Source organism: Deinococcus sp. AJ005 (assembly GCF_009017495.1).
Taxonomy (GTDB): Bacteria; Deinococcota; Deinococci; order Deinococcales; family Deinococcaceae; genus Deinococcus.
This window is the reverse complement of record NZ_CP044990.1, coordinates 102501-126519: the sequence shown is the minus strand read 5'-3', so window position 1 is coordinate 126519 and position 24019 is coordinate 102501. Positions and strand designations below refer to the sequence as shown.

At 63.8% G+C, this 24019-nt stretch carries 13 protein-coding genes (1 of these 13 running past the window's edge); 2 read left to right on the top strand and 11 right to left on the bottom strand.

Going from position 1 to position 24019, the window contains the following annotated elements:
• The first annotated feature begins 173 nt into the window (after positions 1-173).
• Positions 174-653, top strand: coding sequence for a hypothetical protein (locus DAAJ005_RS02595; protein WP_151845762.1), 480 nt, complete (start codon positions 174-176; stop codon positions 651-653).
• Between the two features lie 17 nt (positions 654-670).
• Here DAAJ005_RS02595 and DAAJ005_RS02590 read toward each other — a convergent pair whose 3' ends face one another.
• The 8 genes from DAAJ005_RS02590 to DAAJ005_RS02555 form a co-directional block, all read right to left on the bottom strand.
• Entirely contained in the window at positions 671-1606 is a 936-nt protein-coding gene (locus DAAJ005_RS02590) for a DMT family transporter (RefSeq protein ID WP_151845761.1), read from the bottom strand.
• A gap of 84 nt (positions 1607-1690) precedes the next feature.
• Positions 1691-5461, bottom strand: a complete 3771-nt coding sequence (locus DAAJ005_RS02585; RefSeq protein WP_151845760.1) for a right-handed parallel beta-helix repeat-containing protein — start codon at positions 5459-5461, stop codon at positions 1691-1693.
• Positions 5458-10281, bottom strand: coding sequence for a DUF11 domain-containing protein (locus DAAJ005_RS02580; protein ID WP_226342532.1), 4824 nt, complete (start codon positions 10279-10281; stop codon positions 5458-5460). Before DAAJ005_RS02580 ends, DAAJ005_RS02585 begins: the two co-directional genes overlap by 4 nt.
• A gap of 4 nt (positions 10282-10285) precedes the next feature.
• Positions 10286-13069 (bottom strand): isopeptide-forming domain-containing fimbrial protein, encoded by a 2784-nt coding sequence (locus DAAJ005_RS02575; RefSeq protein ID WP_151845759.1) that lies wholly within the window; start codon positions 13067-13069, stop codon positions 10286-10288.
• Between the two features lie 181 nt (positions 13070-13250).
• The gene (locus DAAJ005_RS02570) at positions 13251-15554 is read right to left on the bottom strand and encodes a hypothetical protein (protein ID WP_151845758.1); all 2304 of its coding nucleotides are present in this window, start codon (positions 15552-15554) and stop codon (positions 13251-13253) included.
• A 91-nt stretch (positions 15555-15645) separates the two neighbouring features.
• On the bottom strand, positions 15646-16152 hold the full coding sequence (locus DAAJ005_RS02565; protein WP_151845757.1) for a hypothetical protein: 507 nt from the start codon (positions 16150-16152) through the stop codon (positions 15646-15648).
• 320 nt (positions 16153-16472) lie between these two features.
• Positions 16473-17450 (bottom strand): class I SAM-dependent methyltransferase, encoded by a 978-nt coding sequence (locus DAAJ005_RS02560; RefSeq protein ID WP_151845756.1) that lies wholly within the window; start codon positions 17448-17450, stop codon positions 16473-16475.
• Between the two features lie 124 nt (positions 17451-17574).
• Positions 17575-17874, bottom strand: coding sequence for a hypothetical protein (locus DAAJ005_RS02555; protein ID WP_151845755.1), 300 nt, complete (start codon positions 17872-17874; stop codon positions 17575-17577).
• A 165-nt stretch (positions 17875-18039) separates the two neighbouring features.
• On the opposite strand from DAAJ005_RS02555, the gene DAAJ005_RS02550 reads away from it, so the two are divergent.
• A complete protein-coding gene (locus tag DAAJ005_RS02550) occupies positions 18040-18426 on the top strand; it encodes an SCP2 sterol-binding domain-containing protein (protein WP_151845754.1) in 387 nt (128 codons plus the stop codon).
• A 16-nt stretch (positions 18427-18442) separates the two neighbouring features.
• On the opposite strand, the gene DAAJ005_RS02545 is transcribed toward DAAJ005_RS02550, so the two are convergent.
• From DAAJ005_RS02545 to DAAJ005_RS02535, 3 genes are all read right to left on the bottom strand, one after another.
• Entirely contained in the window at positions 18443-19684 is a 1242-nt protein-coding gene (locus DAAJ005_RS02545; RefSeq protein WP_151845753.1) for a folylpolyglutamate synthase/dihydrofolate synthase family protein, read from the bottom strand.
• A gap of 14 nt (positions 19685-19698) precedes the next feature.
• The gene (locus tag DAAJ005_RS02540) at positions 19699-20643 is read right to left on the bottom strand and encodes a manganese-dependent inorganic pyrophosphatase (RefSeq protein ID WP_151845752.1); all 945 of its coding nucleotides are present in this window, start codon (positions 20641-20643) and stop codon (positions 19699-19701) included.
• Positions 20644-20795: 152 nt separating this feature from the next.
• On the bottom strand, positions 20796-24019 hold the 3' portion of the coding sequence (locus DAAJ005_RS02535) for an S-layer homology domain-containing protein (RefSeq protein ID WP_151845751.1). Its footprint extends 226 nt past the window's final position; only the last 3224 of its 3450 coding nucleotides appear in the window; the start codon falls outside the window, past its right edge; it ends in the stop codon at positions 20796-20798.

Below are 24019 nucleotides of genomic sequence, written 5' to 3'. Positions count from 1 at the left end.
ATGAGGAAGGGAACCTACCTTTGGCCTCCGCTTCGGACCAACCCAGCGGGAGGCACACACGCAGGGGAAAGGTCACCCCAGCAGCGTCCGGCATGGCAGATATTCCATCCCACCCCCTCCGCCTTGCTCTGAAAACAATCTGTAAGGACTGCCCCGCTACACTGATGGGCGTGATGACCTGGTTTGATGCCCTGCTGGTGACCCTGTTGGCCGTGATGACCGCGCTGGGGGCACGTCGCGGTCTGGCCGGTCTGGCCTGGGGAGGGCTGGGCGTGACCATCTGCTTTCTGGTGGCCTCGCTGGGCGGCCCACTGGTGACCACGGTGGCCGCGCTGCTGCTGGGCCTGGGCTGCGCCGTGATGATCGTGCGCCTGCTGCCGCACGCCGCCGAACAGCCCTGGCACCTGCTGGCCGGGGGCGTGGGCGGTCTGGCGCTGGGCGGCGTGCTGATCGCCACCGTGGCATTGGGCTTTCCGCTGGACTTGCGCGTCACCCCCGCCGGGACCACGGGCGTCTATCCCTCGGTCAATATGCCGCCTGCCATCTACGAAGCGGTGCGGAACTCCGCGCTTCAGAACAGCCTGCGCGGGGTGTGGGGCGGCAACTTGGCCCTCAGAACGCTGCTGATTCCCGATCAGACACGGCGGCAGTAGCTCTTTTTTACCCGTCTCTATTTCGCCAGCGGCGCGGGTGTTTCCGGGCGGGCCTCTCCCCCACTGCGCTGGCTGAGAACCGTGCCGCCCACCACCAGCAGGCCGCCCATTGCGCCGCGCAGGCCCACCCGCTCGCCGATTAAGAGGAAGCTGAAGAGGGTGGCCGTGACCGGCTCCAGCGCGTAGATCAGGCTGGCCTCGGCGGCGCTGACGGTGCGCTGACCCACCGTTTGCAGCAGCGTGGTCAGGGCGGTGGCGACGATGCCCAGGTACAGCAGCGGCCCCCAGGCGGCGGCGGGCGGCCAGCCCACATCCCCGGCCACAGCCGCCCACAGCCAGCCCAGCAGTGTTACGGCGGCCAGTTGCGCCAGCGTGAACGGCAGCGCCGCATGCCGGTTCGACAGCCGCTCCAGCGTGATGATAAAGCCCGCGTAGGTCACAGCGCAGGCCAGCGCCCAGGCGTCGCCCACCACCCACGCGCCGCCTTCCCAGGACAGCAGGGCCAGCCCCAGCACCGCCAGCGGCAGCGCAGCCAACAGCGGCAGCGGCATCCGGCGGCGCTGCGCGAAGACCAGCCACAGCGGCACCAGGACCACGCTCAGGGCGGTAAAGAACGCGGCCCGGTTGGCGGTGGTGGTTTGCAGGGCAATGGTCTGGGTGCCGTAGCCCGCGATCAGCCACGCGCCCAGCAGCAGGCCGTCGCGCCATAAACCGTCCTTCCACGAAAATCGGGGCAGAGCAGCGGGTGCGGGTTGATCCGCACGTCGCCGCCGCAGGCCCCAGCCTCGAATGAGCATTGCAGGCAGCAGGGCCACAAAGCCGATCAGGAACCGCCACGCGATCAGTTCGGCCGGGGGCAACAGCTCGCCCAGGGTCTTGACCACCGCGAAGGTGCTGCCCCACACCGCCGTCACCAGAATTAAGAGAAGAACGCCGCGCAACCGGGGAGACACGCCAGGGATTGTAGGGCGATGGGCAGGGAAATGCGCCGCCCCTGGATTAGGTAGCGGCGCAGATGGAAGGAAGATGAGGTTAGGTCAGGGGACTTTGGCGCGGAAGCAGACGGTGCCCTTGCCGCCAGCCGCCAGTCCAATCGCACCGAGGTCCAGGGTCATGATGCCTTTACCCAAGCCGCCAGTAGAGGTCAGGCTGCCCTTGTCGGAATCAGTATCCGTACTGGTCAGGTCACTGCCTGTGGGGGCAGCGGTCGCACCCGCTGCAATGACTGTTCCGTCGGCCCAGCGGACACCCTTGCTGACAACATAACCGTCAGTCAAGGCATTCATTCCGACAGGCACATTGTCAGTGAGCTTGAAATTCAGGGCGTCACTGCCCGCATTGCTATAGGCGATGCAGTACTCCACGGTGTCACCAGGTTTGGCACCAACCGTTCCGTTCTGATCGACAAAAGTTGTGTTTTGAGTGGAATTGCGCCCCAGCTTGAGCAGGGTAATCCTGGGGGCCTGTTTGATGTTGGGGCTGAATTCGGACGTGTTGCCCACAATGGTGGCTGTTGCAGTGAGGCTATCGTTGGCCGTGAACGCCCCGGCAGGTAACGTACCGCTGAATGCTCCCTTGGCTCCTAGCGTCACCGTGAGAGTGCCCAGGTAAGTTTTACCCTCGCCGTGAGGCACGGATTTGCCGTCACCGACAAGGACCGCGCCGTTCTGATTGCCATCGTCATCGGCTTTGTAGATTTCGATCACTGCGCTCTTGCTATCGAAGCTGGTGGAGGTTCCGTTCCCAACATAGCCCGTGACGTCCAGAATGCCGCCGCCAAGCGTGATGACCGTGAATACCGGATAGTCCTGCCCCGTATTACCCTCACGGGCCACCGTGGCACCATCATTGGGCGTGACGCCATTGCCCTGGCCGTAGTTAGCATTTCCGTTCACATATCCATCCGAGGCAGTGAAGTCAATTGAAGTCAAACCGTTCATGTAGAACGAGTTCTGGCTGATGGCCACGTTTTTCTGGCCGAAGTTGACAACGACACCGGAATTCAGATTGTTGTAGATCACGTTCTTGGTGATGGTGTCGCTATTGGTGCTGTTGACCGTGGCATTACGGGCCAGATAGTGAATACCAGAGCCTTCCAACCGCGTGGCGGCTCCACCCCTACCGTTGGCCGTAATGGTGTTGTTGGCAACTGTATTGTTGGCTACGCTGCCGATCTCAAATTGGATGCCGCTGGAATTGCTACTGGCGATCAGATTGCCAGTGATCGTTACAGGTTTAGCAAAGCCAGCAGTAGTGCTGCCTGTCAGGGTAATCGCGTCGCCACCAGCCGACACATAACCGCTTTGTTGAAATTCATTGTTCTGAATGATCAGGCCAACGCCCCCACCTAGATAATTGATCCCCGAGACAGCCGAGTAGCCGATCAGGTTATTCTGGATCGTCCCTGAACCGTTGACAACATTGATTCCGTACTGGGCCGAGGGCAAACTGGCGGGCAGCGCAAACGCCTTGGCCGTGGTGCCAAAGACATTCTTCTCGATCAGAGCGTTGTCAGCAGCATTGGTTCCCGTTCCCAAGACCAGCTCGTTGCTGCCATGAAGCGCCACCCCCCGCAGAGTGAAGTTGGCCGCCGACACCTGAAGCGAACCCGACGCCAGAGTGATCTCTACTTCCGGCCTGTTGACCTGACCCAGAGGCAAATTGTCCACCCCTACCAAGCCGCCCGTACCGAGCGCGCCTGTATTGGTATCGCCCGTGCTGGTGGTGGTGTTGGCCGTCTGGGTGGTGGCGTCGATGCTGGTATCACTGTCGGTAACGTCAAGTATGGACGCAAGGTTGATAATCGCCACGCCGCCCGTCAGTGCCGCTGTCGGCACCATGAAGATCGAGGTTTCTCTGCCTGGGGTCTGGCCCACCTGCACGAGACTGCTGTTGCCAAGCAAAGCATTGCTGTTGGTCACGAACTGGCGCAGGCTGCCCTGGCCCGTGTCATTGGTGTTGACGATGGTATCAAAGTTGAAGCCGAAATCGACATTCGCCACGTCGGAGCTGTCCACGGTGACGCTCGCCACCGACTGTGCGCCCGCAGGCAATGTGCCCGTGCTGAGCGCCGGATCGGTACCCGTGAGGTTCGCGCCGCCCACCTGGCTTGCGCCGTTGATGTAGGTCTGGACGGGAAGCTGGGTGCAGCTTGCGGGCGGAGTAGAAACGTTGACTGCCACGGCACATCCACCTGTACGGCTGCTGGTCACGAAGCTGTTGACCACCCGCACCTTGTATGTGCCGGGCAACTGACCCGCGAAGGTATAAGCGCCGCTGGCGTTGGTGAGTGCCGAGGTGATGTAAGCCCCCGCATTGCTATATAGCTCCACCCGCACGCTGGGGCGCAGGCTCATGCCTGAAGCCGCCAGGTAAGCACGGCCCGCGCCACCGCCGTAGTTGTAGTCCTCGTAGATTTGGCCGGAGATGGCACGGGTTAGCCGAACCGTCACCTTTGTGGAATCAATGCTGCTTGCCTGGGTCTGAGCAATGCTGCTGCCAGGAACTGCCGTAAAACCAGTTGCCGCCGTCACGCTGGAGGGAAAGACGTTCGTGTTGTCCACGTTGTCCGAACTGACACTGGGCAAGGTCACAGAACCACCCAGAGCGTTGGTGTAGTTCCCGCTCGTTGTGGTCTGGTTGCTCAGTACGGTGTTGTCGGCAGCAACTGTTCCCACCGTGACAGGAATGGTGACGGTGATGCTGCCGTTGACCGCCAGAGTCTGGCCCGTTGCCAGCAGGCCAGTATTGGCTCCAGTCCCCGTATAAGCGCCGTTCTTGGTTGCGCCTGTAACCGTCTGTGCACCTGCCGTCGCCGTCAGCCCAGTGGGCAGAGCGTCCGTGATCTGAAAGTTGCTGACTGCTGCATTCCCAGTGTTGATATAGGTAACGGTGTATGTAAGGGTGTCGCCAGCCGACACTACGTTGTTGCCATCAGCATCAGTAAGCTTGACGGACTTGTAACCATCCACGTTTGGGCTAAGAAAAACCGAGTCGGCGATTTGAAAGCTGTAAGCGCTCAGGCGTTCACAGGAGCCGTTGGTCGCGTTATTATTGGCGTTGCAGCTTGTAGCCCCTTGCCGCACACCCACGACAAATTTGACCAGGCCAGGAGTGGAAAATTGGGCACTAGCCTTATAGAGTGGATCATCCGCGATGCCGCTGCCAGTACCAGTGCCTATGGCCTCATAATTAGTTCCGCCATCCACCGCTGCCCCGGCCTTATCACTTGTAGGACTGGCTAAGCCGCTTCCCGAAGCGCCAAGATACTCAATGAACTCACGAAGCGCGGCACCGTTGGTATCGGTATCAAAACTGGTCATGTAAAACGCGCCAGGTAGAGGCAACGTCGCTGAGCTACTGCCATCCGGCGCGACGAATTGGAAGCTGAATTCGGCCCAAGACGTGGTATTGGCTGTGTTAGGGGCTGTGACCGTAGGCGTGAAGAACTGTGGATAGGTTGGTCCCGTAGTCGCACCGTTCAGCCGCAAACTATCGTTGTCCCAGGCATTGGAATTGGTGGCCGTACCCTTGACGATGGCTCCACCCACTAGCTTTTCCAGCTTGATGATCACGTCACGCTGATAGATCGACGAGACAGGCAGGGCATTTCCTGAAGAGTCCGCCACGACATTCAGGTAGCGGCAACTACTCCCGACGGCAGCGTTTGCACCGTTCGTCGCGGCAGGACAATTCCCCGGATTGATAAATCGGAGGTCGAAATTACTGGCTCCGGCACCGCTGCCCAGTCCCAGAGCAACCAGCCCAAGGATACCCTGGCCCAGCCGCAATAATGTCTTGATTTTCACTTCCCGCCCCCAACCGTTTCATCCAGAGTCAAATCCAGCCGCACATATGCCCCTTTCTTCGTGTATTGATTGCCAATGCCTTCAAAGCCCGCCAGATTGTAGCCAGCGGTCAGCCAGGTGCCGGGCAGCGCGCGCACGCTGGCCTCCAAGCCGTAGCCCGTTTGCGTGGTGCCGGTGCTGGGCTGGGTCAAGACACGCCCCCATGCGCCCACGCCGAAGCGCTCGCCGATGTACGCCGTGCCGCCGAGTGCGGCCTGCGCGGTGAAGCTGCCCGGATCGTTCAGCAGGGTGCGGGTGTCCACGCCGCCGCGCACCGCCCAGACCGGCTGGCGGTACTCGGCGCTGAGATTGCCGCTCAGTTCGGGTTTGTTGCCCGCCAGACTGCCGTTCACGTAGCGCAGGGTGCCCAGGCTGTTGAAGGCGCTGTTGCGGTAGGCGTAGCCCACGGCGGCGCGCAGACCGCCCCTGCCCGCGCCGAACTCGGCGAGACTGTCGGCGCTGAGGGTCAGGTGCGGCGTGAGTTGACCGGCGACGCCCGCGCGAATGACCACGCCGAAGCCCTTGTCGTTCAGGACCAGATCGGTTCCGGCGGTGGCGCTGACGGTCTCGGACTTGTAGTTCAGGTCCGTGCCCCCGCCCAGCTCGGTCTTGCTGCTGGCAATGTCGTACACGGCACTGCCGCGCAGGCCCAGACCTGTGCGGGCGTTCAGGGGCAGCGTGGTGGTCACGCCGAAGCGGGCGCGGTTGCCCTGACCGCCTACTGTGGGCAGATCGTAGGCCACGGCGTAGTTGGTGCGGCCCAGCGTGCTGTCCAGTGTCAGGGCCGCCGTCTGGCCCACGCCCCAGGTCACTTTGTCAGTGATGCCCAGCGTGACCTTGCCGATGCGGTAGCGCACGCCGATGTTGGTTTCCGCCTTCTGAACGCCGCCCACACCTGAACTGCTCAGCGGCTGGGTATGGACCACGTCCACGTCCAGCGGGGCGCGGTGGTATCCGGCGCTGGCGATGCCGCTGAGGCCCGCGCTGTCGCCGAAACCGACTTTCAGGCCGCCGCCGACGCTGAAGGGCGACAGGGCGACATCGGCGCGGGCCGAAACGCTGCCACCTGTGGTGTCTTCGGTGGCGGTGGGCGTGCGGTGATATTCCCCGTCCACCAGCACGCGGACGTTGCTGGTCACTTTAGCGTCGTAACTGCCATTCACCGTCAGGCCCGGCGCGAAGGCGGCCAGTCCAGCGTAGCCCGCACTCTGATAGCGCACCTTGAAGCCGAGATTGCCCCCGCCGAGGCCGCTGCCACCCAGTTTGGTGTTGGCGTCCAGACTGGCCTGCATTCCGCCGGAGTAGGCCAGCAGGCCATCGGCGCGGGTGTCGCCGTTGGCATAGCGGGCGCGGGCGCCGAAGGTCACGGTGCTGTCCAGGCTGACGGCGGCCACGCCCACGCTGTAGTTCTGCCCAGCGTATCCGGCCTGCACGCCGTAGGCCAGTTTGCGCTGCGAGTTCTCGTTCTCCAGGCGGTACGAGGCCAGCACCGCCACGTCGTTGAGTGCAGCGTCCACCCGGTCCAGCGCGCGGGTCAGGGTGACGATGCCAGTGGTGCGGTCCAACTGGTAATCCACGTTGGGCAGCAGCCGGACGCGGCCCAGCTCCTTGCCCGTGGTCTGCTCCAGTGTCACGACTTCCAGCGTCTCGCTGCCGAGGCTGATGTCGCCGTTCTTCAATCGCAGGATGCGGGTGCCTTCAGGAAGGACGCGTTCGTCCGCGACACGGGCCTCAGGGACCAGGGCCACGAAGCCAGAGACCAGGGGATTGCCCTTGGTGTTGGCGCTGAGGGCCGTGAACTGCTCGCCCACGGGCAACACGTCGATGGGCAGGGCGGCGCGGCGGTACTGTGCGTGAAAGGCGGGATGGTCATATTCCACGGCCACCGGGTCACTGCCCTGAAGCGGCACGCTCTCCACACTGCTGTCGCCGAACAGGCTGTAACGCTTGAGGGTGTCGCGCTCGGTGGGCAGGCCGTCCTTGTCGGCGGCGATATAAATCTTGCCCCCGGCCAGCGGTCCCTCGTAGCTGGCGCGGGCCTGTACCTTCAGGTCTTCACTCAGGTTCAGATTGCCGTCCAGGCCCAGCGTGGCACTGACCATGCCCACGCCCACGCGGCCCCCGCCGGGGGTGACGGCGAAGGTCTGACGGGTAATATTCGCGCCTTGCAGGAGGTCCAGTTTCAGGGTGGTGGGCGACGCCTGGGGTTGCAGTTCCAGCACGCCCTCCCCATCCGTCAGGCGCAACTGGAAGTCGGCCTCGGTGGTGTTGGCGTCGGGGGTGCGCGGTTCCAGGTTGGAACGCAGCGTCACCGAAGACTGCGAGGACAGGCGGCCAAAGGCGTCCAGTGCCCGCACCTTCAGCCGCAGCGGGGTGCTGCCGTCGGCGATCAGGCTCTCGGGTAGGACTTCTATCTTTGCGGTCGGTCCCACGCGGTTGATCGTCACACTCTGCCCGGCGAAGGTCAGGACGTTGGGGCCAATGTTCAGCGGCACGCCCACGTAGGTCAGGCGGGTCACGCCGCGCGGGCCGTCCTCGGTGGTCTGGCCGATGCGGTCTGCGCCGATCACCGTGCCGTTCACGCTCAGGTCGCTCTGCGTACCTATCGGCAATTCCACCACCACGCTGATGCGGTCACGGATTCGCACGTCGCTGCCCGCCAGCGGCAGTTTGACGGCCCCGGCGTTCTCGCTGAGCTGTTCGGGGGCGCTCAGGGCGGCAGCGGCGGCCAGGTCTCCGGCGTCTATCCGGCCCTGCAACACCTCGCTGCGCTCGCCGCCGTAGCGGGCCAGCAGCGCAGGGGCGGGCAGTTCAGGCAGCGCGCCCGTGTGGGCCAGGGTGTAGGTGATGCTGCCGCGCAGGACGGTGTTGTTCTGCGAACCGGGCAGCGTCCAGTACAGCGTGCCACTGGCCCCCCGGCGAGGATCGGCAATCGGTTGCCCGTCCAGACGGCTGCTGCCCGCAACGAACGACGCGCCCTCGGCAATGGCGTGCGCGATGACCACCTCACGGGCCTGAGCGGGAGCGTCAAAGGGCAGACTGACAACGCTTGTGCGCGAGACGGCAGGAGTGGGCCGGGGCGGGGGCGGCGTGACCAGTGGGGCGGGTGCGGGGACGGGCTGCACTGCAACCAACTGACCCGCCACAGTCTGCGGACGGGGGCAGGCGGGGGTGTCCAGCGTGGCGTTCAGGCTGGCCGTTCCCGCCGCAGTCACGCGCACGCGGTAGCTCAGGGTTTCTGTTTCACCGCCCGCCAGTTCGCCGCTGAAGGTGGTGGGGTCCAGCGCTTCCAGCCCTGCGCCGGGCAGGTCGGTCAGGGTGTAGGGCACGGTGACTTCGCCCGTGTTCCTGAGGGTCAGCGTGACCGTGGCTTCCCCACCCATGGGGGTGTCGGTCAGCGCGGCGCGGCTCAGTTGCAGCGGGGTGGAGTCGGGCCGCACGTTCAGACCCACACTCTGGCTCTGGTTCCAGGGGGCCAGCGTGGCGCTGAAGGTCAGCGGGCCGGGGCGGGTGGCCGCGCCCGTCACGCGCAGTTCGCCGGGTTTGTCGGCGCTGAAAGTTCCAGTCAGGTTGCTCAGGCCGTCCACCGTCAGGCCCGCCGTATCCAGCTTCAGGTCGAGCGGCAGTTCTCCAGCAAAAGCGGTGGTTGCGCGGGCGGTCAGGGTCACGGTGTCGCCCACGCAGACCTCGGATTTGTCGCTCTCCAGGCTCAGGGCCACCTGCGGGCGCACTTCCACCCTGGCCTCGGCCACACCGCCGCGCGGCACGGTGACACTGGGGGTCACGCTGACCTGCGCGCCCGCGACTGCCCCCACGCTGACCGGATAGCTTCCGGCGGCCACGCGCGTCTCGCTGCGGCCATCGACGGTCAGGGTCTGGTCCCCCACCTGCACATCTGCAACAGTGGGCTGAGAACCGCCGGGCAGAATCAACTCGGCGGTCACGCGCAACAGACCGGTCTGGTCCACCACACTGACCGTGATCGGCGTCGGCACGCCCGCGCGCATCAGGCTGAAGCCCACTGCGTTGCTGTACTGCTTTGCGCCTGTGGGCTGGCGCAGTTCGATCACGTATTTCCCGGCACGCTGTGGCAGGGGCAATTCCACCTCGCCCAGGTTGCGGCTGATCGGCAGCGGCGTGGCGTAGCCAGTGGCCGCGTCGATCACGCGGGCTTCCAGCTCGTCGGGGCCGTCTCCGTCATACATCTTCAGGGCGTATGCGCCGCCGTCGGTGGTCACGTTGATGGCCGGCACCCAGTTCTGCGAATGCACGTTGACGGTCAGGCGGTCTGCGCTGACAGCGGCGCTGACCCCGGCCAGACGGATGGCGAAGGTGTTCTTGCCGTTGCCCTGCGTGACGGCGCGCAGGGTGTACTTGCCTGTGGGCAGGTTCTGATCCAGCAGCGTCTCCCAGCCGTGTTTGCCGGGGCTAAAGGTGCGCGTCACGACAACCTTGCCGCCCGCGTCCAGCACACTGAAGGTGGTGGAGACCTGCGAGGCGTTGCCGTCGTACTGCTCGTCGCCGTAATAACCGTCACTGCGGTAATCCGACTGGTCCAGGCGGGGGCTGTACAGTTCCAGGCGCACCACGCCGCCCACCGGCACGTCCAGCGTCAGGTTCTGGTCGCCCACCGTCCACGCCAGGGCGTCGCCCACGCTGGTCAGGGGGAGGCTGGTCTTGATCTCAGTGCCGGTTTCCATGGCATTCGCGCCCGACCCCATTGCCAGCAGGGCAGAGAGGGTCAGGGCGATGCGGTGCAGATGATGTGGGTTGCGCTTCACGGTTTCATTCCCTCCAGCTCAGCGTGGGATCGGTGGTGGCCGCGCGCGGCTCGCCGGTCCAGGCAAAGCGGTAGGTGAGGTTCGTTTCACCTGCGGGCAGGTTACCGGTCACGCTATTGCGGCCTTCTTTCAAAGTGGCCCCGGCGGGCAGCGGATCAGTGAGGTCCACCCCTTCCAGGGCGCGCGGCGTGATCAGTTTCAGCGTGACCACGTAGCCGCCGTCCACGGCGTAGACGGCTTTTTCCAGCGTCACGTCACCTGCCATCAGGGTGGTGCGGCGCAGCGCCAGAATCTCGCCGCCCAGCGGAGCCAGCGGAAAGTCCACCCCGGTCAGGCCGTTCACGAACACCGTCTGGGTGCCGCTCAGGCCGCCGTCACGCGGCACATGCAGCGGCGGGTACGGGGTGGTCAGCGGGTCCAGACGCAGCGCCTGCGTGCCATTGGCGACATTGGGAAAGCTGTAGCGGCCTCCCACGTCGGTCAGGGTCTGGCGGCCCCCGGCCAGCAGCACGCGGGCGCGCGGCAGCGGGGTATCCAGTCCTTCCTGATAGCGCCCGTCGCGGTTGCGGTCCACGTACACCAGTCCCAGGATGTCCGACAGCGGCGCAAAGTTCAGCAGCTTGAGCTTGACCGTGGCCACCGCCCGGTTGCTGGCAATCGCGCGGGCCACGCCCCCGGCCCCGATGCCACTGACGGTCACAGTGTTGACCAGTTCGCCCAGGGCGTCCGGGGTCACGCGCGTGTCGTAGGTCAGCGTGATCGGCACCCCGGCTTTCAGTTCGGCCACGGCCCAGGTCAGCACGCCGCCCGTGATCTGCGGATCGGCAATCGGCTGGCCGTCCAGCTTGCTGCTGCCGGGGATGTAGCTCAGGCCCTTGGCGGGCGTGTCGTTGATCTGCGCGTCCACGATGGACGTGGTGGCCGATTTGTTGGTGACGGTCAGGGTGTAGGTCAGGCGGTCCCCCACGGTCACCTCGGGGGCGTTCACATCCTTGAGGACGGCCAGCTTGGCGGTCCACACCGGGGTCATGACCTCGTTGCTGTTCAGCGAGTCCGGGGTCTGGGTGCTAACAAACTGGAAGATATTTTTAAGAGCCTCGCCGTCCACTGCGCGGGCGCTGACGGACGTGACCACGGTCAGCACGCGCGTCTCGTTGGGGGCCAGCGTCCCCAGCGCCCACCCGACGGTCTGGGTGCCGGGCGTTCCAGTGCCGATTCCGCCGTCTGACGCGCTCACGAAATCCAGATGAGCGGTCAACTTGTCGCTCACCACCACACCGGTCAGCGGGCGGCTGTAGGGGTTGCGGACGCTGAGCTTGTAAGTGATGGTGTCCCCTGCCGCCACCGTCGCGCCTGCGGGCAGGGTCACCATCGTCTGGCCGTCTTTTGCGGTGGCCACGTAGGACTTGACCAGTTCGGGCAGGCCCGCTTCCACGCTGTCCACCGCGTCCGCCGTGGCGTTGCTCGTTCCCCGGTCCCCCCTGATGGTGATCAGGGCGTCCAGCGGTCCCGGCTGCGCGGAGGTGTAGCACACGCGCACGAACACGCTCTGGCCCGCGTCCAGGGGGAGCGGCTGCGCGAGGGGCTGACCGTCCTGGCCCAGGAAAATGGCAGTGGCCCCGCCCGTGGGATAGGCCACGCTCAGGGTAAACGTGTCTTTCACGTCGCCCGTGTTCTTGGCGGTGTGGTCAAAGCAGACCGGCTGGCCCACCACGGCCAGCACCCTGCTCTGGCGGTCTGCGGCGCTGCCTTCGGGGGCTTCGGGGTTGCCTTCCGGGCCGATGGCGACGGCGGGCAGGTAGCGTACGTCCACTTTCGCCGTGTCGCTGACCGTATTCTTGCCCGTCAGGGCGGTGGCGGTGTTGGGGATGATCTTGTTCTCGGCGCTGGCATCGGCGCGCATGCGGAAGGTCAGGGTCACGTCTGCGCCGGGGGCCAGACTGGGCACGCGCACGCGCACGCCGCGCACCACCGCTGCGGGCGTGGCGGTCCAGACACTGCCGTCGGCGGTGTATTCCAGCGTTCCAGTGCTGGCAATGGCGCTGCCTGCCACAAAGCTCAGCCCTTGCGCGAGCTGCTCGGTCAGGTCATCGGTCAGGATCACCTCGCGGCTCTGGCCCTTGCCGCCGTTGGTGGTCTTGACCGTCACGGTAGTCTCCGAGCCGGGGCGCAGCAGCGCAGGCGCAAAGCTCTTGCTCACGGCGAGTTCGGGGGGCGGGCTGATGCGGACCACGCTGACGTTGTTGCTGTCGCTCTGGCCGCCCGCGCACCCGGCCACTAGATTCACGAAGGCGTCCCCGGCAGTAACCGCGTCCACTAGCAGCAGTACGTCTGCACTCCTGTCGGCGTCCAGCGTCACGCTGCTGATCTCCGGCTCGTTCGCGTCGGCTTTGCCGTTGCCGTTCAGGTCACGCACCAGTTTCAGGCCAGGGGCGGAAGTGCCGCCTGCCTCGGTGCGGGCAGACACGCCAAAGGTAGACGTGGCGTTGCCCGCGTTGACCACCTTGTACACGAACGTCGCCTGCTCGCCGGGCAACAACGCGGCGCTCTGGCCGGGCTGGGCCACGGTGCCGTCGGGGGTCACGCTCAGGGCACAGAGGGCAGACACGGTGGTCTGCACGACGTTGGATTTAGAAACCGTCGGCTGGCCCGTGGTGGGTGACAGGAATTCGGCCTGCGCCTGGTTGGTGATCACGGTCCCAGCGGGCGTCAAGGTCTGCGCGCCAGCGAAGCCGGGGGCCAGCAGGCCCGCCAGCAGCGCGGGAAGGATAAATTGGGAGCGGGTCATGGGGCTTCTCCTAGAAGGGATTGGGGTGGGGTGGGCACGGCGCACGAAAATGTGCGTGGAGATAAAACTGGGGGCAGGGCAAAAGAGTTTCTGTTGTTGGTGGTAAGCGGCGGGCCTTGATCGTCGCTACGTTATGAAAAAGCGCGCCCCACACAGAAGGCAGGGCGCGCGGGGAGGAGGATTATTTGACGGTGACCACAAAGTCCATGATCACGGTGGCAGCGGCGGGCAGGGCGTCAGGCAGCAGGTCTCCGCCCGTTGTAGCGTCAAGCGCCACGAGGAAGGTTGTTCCAGTGGTGGGGGCAGTTGCCGTCCAAGTCGCGCCGTTATCGGTGCTGTAGATCACGGTCTTGCCGGTCGCGTTGGTGCTTCCTAGCACGCTAACAAAGGTCGTGTTGGTAGGCACGGTGTCCGAGAGAACGAATTTGATGATGGCGATGTTGTAATTGTTCTTGGCGATGATCTTGTATTTGACCTCTCCGTTGGGGTACTGGGCAGTATCAGCAGCCGTGTAATCAGCCGGGTTGGCAATGGTGTTCTTGGTCTCTGTGGCTACCACCGTACCCGCCACGTACCTGAACTTGGCGACGTTGACGCCAGTCCCCGCCAGATTGATACGGATCGTGTCGTTGGTGTCCGTGGCCGTTCCCTGACCGTAGTTGGCTTTGATCTGCTGCTGCACGGGCAGGTCAGCCGCCGAGTAACCCGCTGAGAACCCTGCGTTGGCAGGCAGCACCACGTCGGCGCTAACCTTGATTTCCGTGTTAGGAGCAACCGTCTTAGTGATGTATACAGGAATCGTGACGGCTTCGCCCGCAGCAATCGTACCGTCGCCGTCCACATCAAAGGGGACTGAGCGGGTCGTGCCACTGTCCTTGACATCGGTTCCGGTGTAGGCAACGGGAACGAGCTTCTTAGTGCCGTCCGCCAGCGGGATCACCACGTAGCCGCTCAGGTAGTAGGTGTCGCCGTACTCGCCGGTATTCGTCACGTCCATGGGGAAACTGGCGGTCTCGCCGGGGAGCTTGATCTGCTGCGGGGTGGGGTTTGAGAAGGTACTAACAGGATCACCAGTGGCAGTAAGTGTGGCATCGCCAAACTGAACCGAGGCTGGCACGACGGTATCGGTGGAGAAGGCATTGGGCGTGGTGTCAGAATCGTTGCCCGAATCCACACCGATCTTCACCACGATGGAGTGAGCGTCACCGTTGTCGGCGTCGGGATAGGTCACCGTGACGGTGTAATTGACCGAGCCATTGGCGGGGGCCGTGGGGGTGGCCGTGCTGAGCGTCACCGTTGCCGTGGTGGTGGTGCCGTCCGTGTTGAGCTGCGAAATGGTGTACACGGTGGCGCTGACCTTGGTGATGGTCTGGACCGCGCCTCCACCAACAACGTTGGGAACGATGGTCACCGTTACCGTGTCATCTTTACTGGTGCCGTTGGTCACGGTATTGGTGAAGGTGACCGAATCGGCTGTGGCATCGATATCTGCTACGGGGTAGGCGGTCTGGTTGTCACCGCTAACTGCAATCGATGTGGCTGGGTTGGTGGTATCGATGTAGCCGGAAGTTGTGGGGTCCGTACCGTCGCCCGTGGTATTGGGGGGTGACACCGGGTTAGTGGGATCAGCCGGGTAGTTCGTACCGGTGGGCGGCGTAACAACGGGAGCGACGGGAATAGTGGGCTTGGGCGTGACGGTCAGAATGGGCGTGATGGTCGTGACGCTGTTGTACTGCCAGAACAGATCATCATAGGTAACACCAGTCGCGGTTTTCTGCTCAGTGGCCGAGACATTGGTTTTGGTGGCAGAGTCCCAGACCTGCGCCGTGCCTTTGGGCGAGGCTCCAACGGCTGTCGTCGCAGCAGTCGTGGTGGGAACTTGGTAGACCATCGTGAAGGTCTTGAGGCCACTGTTGGTTTCAACGGCGGGCGTGGTGGAAGGATCGTCGCCGCTGGGCATCAGGTTCTGAATCTGGTAGCTGCCACCAGACTTGGGCAGTTCTGTTCCAGTCACCACGCCCGTGACAGGATCAACCGTGGCCGAGCCGTCGTAGTACTTGATGTCCGCTGCCGCCAGGCCAGTGACCTCGCTGTCCAGGGTAATCGTCGTTTTGTCGTTCCCGTTGTTGACGGCCACGTACTGAAAAGCCACCCATGTACCAGGAAGAACACCAGCCTTCGTGTAATCGGTACTGGGGTTAGCGCCAGCAACAGTGCCAGTGGTTGCCAAATCAGTGCCGTCGGTGTAGGTGATGTTGAAGCCCTGCTTGGCCGACACCGTGGTAATCACTTCGTTGGACTTCACAGGGGTGGCCAGCGGGGCGTTGGTGGTGGGGTCAGTGTAGGTCGCTTCAGCAGTGTTCTTAATGATGGTCCCGGCGTTGGTGGCGTTATCAGTACGGACAACGGTGGCCGCAGGAACAGCCAGGGCGCTTCCGCCCACCAGGGCGGCCATCATGATCAGAAACTTGGGGTTCACTTTCACGGTAAATCTCCTTTGTGCTTAAGCCTTTGTCGGCCTAGGCGTTGTGCTGGGGTGGGGTCAAATCTGGGCTGGACCTTGAACGGAGTGGGGCTTACTGGACCTGAATGCGGTAGCCAAGCTCCAGCGTTTTGCCGGGGGCCAGTTCGGCCACGATCCAGCGCACGGCGTTGTACTCGCGTGGCTCCACCTCCACCTCCTTTTGCACGGACTTGCCGTTCTCGGTCACGGTGATGGTCTTTTTCAGTGGCGCGGCGGCAAAGGTCTTGCCCCCATCGATGGAGTACAGGGTTTTTGTGCCTTCCAGGCTCTTTTCGGGAGCCAGATACACGGTGTTCTTGGGCACAGGCAGTTGCACGGGCAGATCACGGACGGTTTTGGCCGTGGTGTTCTGCACGCTGACCACCTGACTGATCACGTCGCCGGGGTTGACACTGCCAGGATTGGGCAGCAGTTGCTCGCTGGGCTTGCCGTCGATCTTGATGGACTTGACCGCCAGCATGCTCAACTTCAGGCTGATGGGGCCACCTCCCTGGGCAAACGCACTGACTGCGCCGCAGAGCAGCAGCGTGACGAGCAGGGTGGGCGCATGGCGTTTCATGGGGGTCTCCTGTAAAAATGAACTTGAGATGAAGGCGTGTGTGAAGTGTCAGTGAAACTTTTTTTCCTGCACTGAGGTTAAAAATCTTGCTCTTACGCATTACTTACATTGCTGACTGGAATTTGCAGACGCCCTGATCATTGATATCTAAAATGAGAAATATGAGATTATAAATATAGCGCTGGAACCCATTCCAGACAGGATTCTTCACAACATCAGAATTCATGTTTAGCTGGGAAGATCAGAAAATACCCCCGCCGGGGGGACCCAGGGGGATAGCTTTTTAATGTGTGGGTTGCCCTCCAGCTTCGTATGAAGGGCTACAAACTCAATTCACGTCCTATACGACGTTCAACTGGAAGCGCGGTCAGCAAGACCTCATATTTGCCAGTCACGAACACCTGAAAGCCACGTTTTTGCAGATCGCGGCGGGTGTCGGTCACGTCGGCGCACAGCAGGCTCAGGTCCGGGCGCGCAAAATTCTTCATGCGTGCGCCGTAGCTGAGCAGTCCGTCACGGTAACGGGCGTTTGGAAAGCCCAGCACCAGTCCGCCGATTTCGGTCAGATGGTGCCTGCATAGCGCTTTGAGCAGCACGTCACGCCGCACCCCCGGACTCTGGAGCAGGCTGAGGGCCAGAATCAGATCGAAGCGGCCCAGCGCAGGAACTGGCAATTCAGCCACGTCCAGTTCCAGAAATTCGGCACGCGGAAATCTGCCGCGCGCTACATCCAGCGCCGAGGCATCGGTGTCCAGACCCACGATTTCAAAGTGTCGATCCGGGAAGTGTTGATCCAGAAGGTGTCGATCCGGGCTGAGCCGTTCAGGAAAGGCCAGCGCCAGCGCGTCCAGCTCGCGCCCGCTGTTCACGCCCAGTGCCAGCACGCGCCCCCCCGCCGGGGGATTAATTCGGCGCAGCGCCTCTACCAGCGTCAGAAGAAGCACCGGATCTTCCAGCTTGTCCACCCGCGCCCAGTCGCCACCCACGCCGTAGCCGCCTGCATCGGGGGCAGGCGCGGCAGCGTAACGGCGCAGGCCGAAGCGGGCGCGGCCCGGCCCGAACGGCTGCGGCGTCAGCAGGTGCGCGCCCAGCGCGTCAGCCAGATCGGCCCAGGCACTCCAGGGCCGGTGCCGCCCAGCGGGGCCAGCCACGCCCGTGTATAGCTCGCCCGCGTAAAGGCCCAGCCCCGCGTCGGGATCGGGAATTTCGAGGGTGACCTCTTGCCCACCCTCCAGCGCCGCACGCACGGCGGGAACGATCTCCGACAGCGGTTCCACAGTAAACGAGAGATGGGGCATCGGGGTCAGCATACGGGGCAGGGGCGTTCTTGGACCAAAAAAAATCCCCACCCGCAGGCAGGAAAAAAACAAAAAGGGGAGCCAGCAACGGCCCCCCTTCTGATGAGATGAGTCCTGCTCTGGCTTACTTGCCGCCCAGAGCGGAGCCGAGTTGACGCAGACCTTCCTGATCCTCTGCGGGTGCGGCGGAGGCCAGCTTGCTGGTTTCGCTGCCCAGGTCGGGCAGCATTGCGGCTGCGCCGGCGAGGTCGCCGCCTTCCAGTGCGCTCTTGAGCTGTGCCAGCATGCTGGTGACGCTTTCCGCTCCGGGAACGCCGTCCAACGTGCCGTGCCAGCTCGTCACGTTGCTGACTGCCGTCTGGGCGTCCACACCTGCTACGCCGCCCGAAAGGGCCTGGATGGTCTGCTGTAATTGCTGATTCATTCTTTGTACCTCCTTGAATTGATCTTGCCTGCTTATGTAACGCCCGATAGACGGCAGAGTATGTACGCGGGGCCGCCCTGTGAAAGTCAGCTCAAGACTGTGCTACACGAGCAATTGCCATAAATCATACGGTTATGAGGCGGCATCTGGGCTGGGCTGGAGAGCGTGAGCTCCCTGCCCTTTCAGACCGGTGAAGAACTCGAAGACCTGCTGATGAGGGTCTTCCTGAAGGCCGCCGATCCCGGCCCCACACAGGGGCGGCTGGCCCTGACCTTTGCCATCCATGACCCAGACGCGTGGTTGCGGGTGGACGGCAGGGACGGACAGACCGCCGTGCTGAGCCGGGGGCAGGCCGCCCGCGACGCAGAGAGTGACCTGACCTTCGCCATGAGTGGCGAGACGGCGCACGCTTTCTGGCACGGCGACCTGAATGCGGTGGCGGCCATGACCGCCGGAAAGCTGAAAATCAGCGGGCCGCTACTGCGCGCCCTGGCCCTCGCACCGGGGCTGGCGAAGGTGCAGGCGGCCTACCGCGCGGAAACCGGCGAGTAAGCGTTTTCTATCAGGGCTACTGCCAGCGCTCCCGGTCCTCGCCCGCCGTGCCCAGCAACAGCGGGCGCAGTTCACCGATCAGGTACAGGCTGCCGCAGGCCAGCGACAACGGGGCCTTCAGAGCGTTCAGGCCAGCCAGTGCTTCGTCTGGCGAATCGGTCAGGATGACGGGCAACCCTGCGAACAGCGGGGCAAGGTCCGCCGCTGTAGCCGCGCGCGGGCTGAGGGTGGCCCGCGTCAGAACCGCGTGCGAGATGTGTGGGCGCAGGGCCTCCACCACGCCGCCCACATCCTTGTCGCCCGCCGCACCGAAGATGACGGGCAGCGGGGGAACACCCAGTTCGAGCAGCGTGGCGGCCAGCGCCCGCGCGCCGTCGGGATTGTGCGCGCCGTCCAGAAGGACGCGCCCGCCACACCAGGGCAACACTTCAAGGCGTCCGGGCCAGCGTGCTGCCGCCACACCCGCCTGGATCGCCGTCTCGTCCACACCCAGCCGCCACGCCGCCGCCGCCGCCAGCGCCGCATTCCGTGCTCCGTGTGCGCCCAGCAGCGGGGTCTGGAATTCCAGGGCGGCCTCCGGCAGCTTCAGGCCCACCTCTGCGCCCTGCCAGCCCAGCGAACGGGTCTGAACCCGCAATTCCTGCCCCAGCGCCCACAGGTCCGCCCCGGTGGCCCGTAACAGGGGCAGAAGGTCCGCCGCTACACCCGTCACGGCAGGACGGCCTGGGCGTAAGATTCCGGCCTTCTCGGCGGCAATCGCTTCCAGCGTATTTCCCAGGATCTCGGTGTGGTCCAGCGCCACGTTGGTGATCACACTCAGCACGGGGTCCAGAGCATTGGTGGAATCCAGACGTCCGCCCAGACCCACTTCCATCACAGCCACCTCGACGCCAGCCTCCGCAAACAGCAGCGCACCCAGCGCCGTGACGATCTCAAAGAACGTCGCGCCCGTATTTTCGGCGTGGGGGCGCAGGCGGTCCAGCCCCGCACCAACGGTCTCTGTGGGCAAGTCCTGGCCGTCCACCTGAAAACGCTCGGCAAAATGGGTCAGGTGAGGACTGGTAAAAAGGCCCGTGCGCCGCCCGTCCGCCTTCAGAATGGATGCCAACACCGCCGCCGTGCTGCCCTTGCCATTGGTGCCCCCTACCAGCACGGTCTGAAAGGCATGTTGCGGGTTGCCCACGCGGGCCAGCAGCTCCTGTACCCGCCCCAGCCCCGGATGCACGCCGAAGCGCTGGCGGGCAAACAGCCAGTTCAAGTGTTCATCGGGATTCAGGAGTGCGTCTCGAAATGCTTTTCCAGTGCGGGCACGATCTGTTTCTTGCGGCTGATGCGCCCTCCCAGATCGGCCACATCGTCCAGCGTGAGCGCACCGAAAACCTGCTGCACCACTGCCGCCTCGGCCTCACCTGCCACCAGCAACCGATTGGTCTCGTTCAGAATATCCACCACACCCAGCAGCACGCCGTCCAGACCGTCGGCAGCCTTCGCGGCCCGCATGGCGTCCAGCAACTCCACCTGCCGCCCAAATACATAGCCGGGGTTGGTGGTCTCGATCACGCCCAGGCCCCAGCTTTGCGGCCTCGCCGGATCGCCGAAGGGAAAGACCTTGTAATCCATCTTCAGCAGCTCGGCGGCGGGCGTGTCGCCCAGATCGCTCTTGGCGGCAAACATCTCCAGTGCGTAGGCCGTCACGTCGCGCAGTCCGGCAATCGGGGCCAGGAATGCCACCGCCTCGCGGTCATCCGGGGTGGTGGTGGGGCTACGGAAATGCAGGGTATCGCTGAGAATGGCGCTGAGCATCAGCCAGGCGTCGGCCTGTTCCACTTTCAGGCGGGCCTCACGGTGCAGCTTGAGCAGCAGCGTGGCCGTGCAGCCGACGGGTTCAAAACGCAGAAAGGCGGGCTGCATGGTGGTCAGGTCCCCCAGCTTGTGGTGATCGACCACATGCGTCACCTGAAGGTCCGCCAGATTGGGCGCGGATTGGGCGCGCTCGTTGTGGTCTACCAGTGCCACCGACGTACCAGCGTCCAGCATTGGGAGCAGAGGGGGAGCTTCGACTCCAGCGCGCTCCAGCACGAATGGGGTCTCGAAATTCAGGTCGCCCAGACGGTAAGCCTGAGCGTCTATGCCCTGCCGAGACAGCAGGTGGGCGTATACCAGCGCGGAGGCGATGGCGTCGGTATCTGGATTGAGGTGTCCGAACACGGGAAGCATGCAGGGAGTTTAGCGGCTGCGGCGGGGGCGCGCGCGCCGACAGAGAAAGACAGGGACAACAGCAAAACAGGACAATGAAAAACCCCCGCACTGGGCGGGGGCCTTTAGGAAACAGGACGAAGGGTGGAGTTACGCGGTCAACCGGATGGGGCTTAGAAGTTGACCTTGTAGCTGATCTTGAAGACCTGGCCGCGTGCATCGGCAGGAGCCGTGGTGGCATTGCCGCCGCGCAGACGCAGGTTGCCCACGCCGTAGCCGAAGGACAGATCGTAGTAGTTGCCTTCCACGTACAACAGGTCCTGGCTGACACGTGCGCCGCCGGTGTTGACGTCGGAGTACTTGCCTGCCGTATCGGTCACGAAGGGGGTGTAGGCGCGGTTGGTGCCCTGGTAGCCAGCGTAGTACACGGCCAGCTTGGTGTTGGGCAGCAGGAACTCGTTGAGCTTGACGCCCGCCGAGTACTTGATGGCATTGGAGGTGTAATCCTGGTTGATGTTGTTGGGAACGGCGTTGCCAGGATTCTGGAAGTTGCCGTAATCGTGGCTGCGGGTGTAGTACCCGACCTGACCCTCGAAGCTGGGCTTGAAGATCACGTTCAGAGGATCGGTGACGACCTTGACGCCGATGGCCGCCGCATTGCTGTTGGCCACACTGTTGGTGTTGGGCGCCAGATCGTTGCGGTTGCGCTCGTTGTCGGTGTAGCGGTCGATGCCGAAGGCCGCCTTGAGGTCCACCTGAGCGATCCCGATCTTCTTACCGTACAGCACGTCGCCGTAGGTGAAGCCGTTGCTGAAGGTGTTAGTGAAGGCGCGGTAACGGGAAGCGTAGCCCACCCGGAAGGTCAGGTCCTTGACCAGCGCGTTGGCATCCTTGCCGTTGTGGGTCAGTTCCGCACCGTACTCGGTGTAGCAGGTCTTGTCGGTGAAGTTGGCCAGCGAGAAGCTCAGCGCGCCGCCCACACCGTCGGTGTCAGAGGAAGAGATACCGGGGTGATCGGCACCGCAGCCGCTGGAATCCAGGAACTCGTTGTTCGCCAGACCGAAGTAGCTGCTGTACTTGCTGTTGCGGAAGAGCTGGGCGTCGCTCTGGGCACGCGCACCACCGATGGAGACGTAGTTGTAGTAGGCACCGACGGCCAGGCCGAAGCCGGGGGTGACGTCAGCACGCACGGTGTAACGGGTGCCATTGCCTCTCACCGCGTTCACACTGTTGACAATGTCGGCGTTGGCAGCCTTGTTGAACTGGTAGTAACCGCCGCGCACCGTCACCAGATTGAACAGATTGGCCTTGGCTGCCACACCCAGATCGGTGATCAGGCTGTTTGCAGCGTTGGCGTTGTTGGTTTCGCGGTCGTAGTACGCACCCACGGCCACGGGGCCGAGTGCGCCGCCGACCTTGATGCCGAAGCCAGTCTGGTCTTGGTAGTAGGGCGCGGTGCTGCCGTTGTCGCCATCGGCAGGCTTGGCTTCCATGATCCCAGCAGTTGCACCATAGCCAGCGGTGATGTTGCGGTAGTTGGCGTTGTAGACCTTGACGGGTCCCAGGGTGCCGGCAACCTTGCCGTAGAACGCGCGCTGAGTAGCGGACGAGTTGGTGGCGACGCCCGTACCCTGTGCGTAGCTGGTGGTGGTCACGTTGCTCTGGGCGTACTCGCTGTCAATCTGCCAGCCAGCAACCGCGCCGTGCAAGTCCGCGCCGAAGGCGGTGACGTTACTGGTCACGACAACGGTACCGGGCTGAACCGATGGAACGTTGGTCACTGCGCCGTTAACAGCATTGTTGGTGGCGATCTTACGACCGGTGTCGTCCAGACCTTCCTGAGCGTAGTTGATGCCAGCTTTCAGGGTGCCGATAGGCGTGATTTCCGCGCGGATACCACGGTAGTACTTGTATGCACCGTCGGACAGGCCCGAAGCACGGTTGACGTTGATAGGATCGGTGGCGGGGTTGTTGTCAGTGTCTTCCAGCGCGGAGGTGTACAGGTTTACCGCGTCGGCACCGCCACGGCTGCCGTAGACCACTTGGATCACAGGCTTGTAAGCGCCGATCACGGGAACGTTGCTGCCGTCCACCTTGACGACGTAGCCGTCGCCGCGTCCGGTCTTGTCGTTGTCGAACAGGTAATCGCTGAACTTGAACTTCAGCGCCTTGCCGAAGGTCACGGTTACAGGAGCGTTGCCCACGGTGAAGGCCGCCGTACCCTGCTTGAAGAAGAAGAACAGGGGACGGTAGGTCACGTCGTCTTGGGTCACATCGGGGTAACGGGAATCGGCAGTGGGCAGCCCGGCACGCACACCAAAGGTCACGTCGACCTTGTTGACGTTCAGCTTACCGGCGCTCGGGGTGAACTTACCCGTGGTGGCGCTGGTCGCGGTGTCGATCTTGCCCGCGTTGTCGAAGGTGATGCCGAAGGACAGGGTGGTCTTGCCTTCCTTGTTCACCGTGGTGGGGAGTGCGGTGCTGAAGCCGTAGAAGCCCTGGGCGTCGGCGTTCTTAGCTGCTTGCAGCAGGCCAGGGTAAGCGGCGACAGCGGCATTGTATTGGGCGAGCGCAGCATTGTAGGCCGCAGTCTCAGCGGGCGTCGGGGTCGCACCCAGAGGAGCAGGTGCCACAGGGATTGCGGGCCTGGCGGCGGGCGCAGCCACCTGCGTCGTATCGCCGGCCATGTCCACGTAGTCCACAGCGGTATCGGCGGTGGCGCTGTCGCCGTCGTCACCAGTGCTGAACACGGTGCCGGGGATCAGGCGGTCAAAGTCCATATCGCGCGTGCCACGGGCCACATAGTAGGTGGCGCTCAGGCTGGGGCGCAGGCTGAAGGCATACTTCTCAAGCTGCGTCACACGGTTGGTCAGGTCGCCCACCGAGGTTTCCACCTTGGTGACGCGGCCCTCGACGGTGCCCACACGGCCCGACAGGGTGTCGAAGTCGGCTTTCTGGACCAGATCAGCCTGGGCCGCTTCGATAGCGCTGGTGCGGTCCTGAAGGTTCAGGATGTCCTGGTTCAGCAGCACGGTCAGGTCGTTCAGGGCGGCGATGCTGCTGGCGTTGTCGTCGACATCGGCACGCAGGGTGTCGTAGTCGTCGGCGCGGGCCGTCAGGTCGTCGATCTGGGCCTGGATGTTGGCCACAGCTTCGGCGTCACCGGCGGGGGCGGTGCCGTTGCCAGCAACCAGTTCCTCGACGCGGTTTTCCAGACGGGTGAAGTCGTCGCGGCTGACCGCGTTTTCTTCCAGGTCGCTGACGCGCACGCCTAGGGCGGCGAGATCGGCGGCCAGTTCCTGAATCGCGTTCTGAAGCGCGGTCAGGGTTTCGGCGTCCATGCTGCTGGCGGGGACTTCACCGGTGCGCACCTGATCGAGCAGGCGGGCGATGATCA

Excerpts from the sequence above, each read along its gene's own strand:
- DAAJ005_RS02560 (WP_151845756.1), bottom strand. The coding sequence starts at position 17,450 with ATGCCCCATCTCTCGTTTACTGTGGAACCGCTGTCGGAGATCGTTCCC.
- DAAJ005_RS02565 (WP_151845757.1), bottom strand. The coding sequence starts at position 16,152 with ATGAAACGCCATGCGCCCACCCTGCTCGTCACGCTGCTGCTCTGCGGC.
- DAAJ005_RS02555 (WP_151845755.1), bottom strand. The coding sequence starts at position 17,874 with ATGAATCAGCAATTACAGCAGACCATCCAGGCCCTTTCGGGCGGCGTA.
- DAAJ005_RS02540 (WP_151845752.1), bottom strand. The coding sequence starts at position 20,643 with ATGCTTCCCGTGTTCGGACACCTCAATCCAGATACCGACGCCATCGCC.
- DAAJ005_RS02595 (WP_151845762.1), top strand. The coding sequence starts at position 174 with ATGACCTGGTTTGATGCCCTGCTGGTGACCCTGTTGGCCGTGATGACC.
- DAAJ005_RS02575 (WP_151845759.1), bottom strand. The coding sequence starts at position 13,069 with ATGACCCGCTCCCAATTTATCCTTCCCGCGCTGCTGGCGGGCCTGCTG.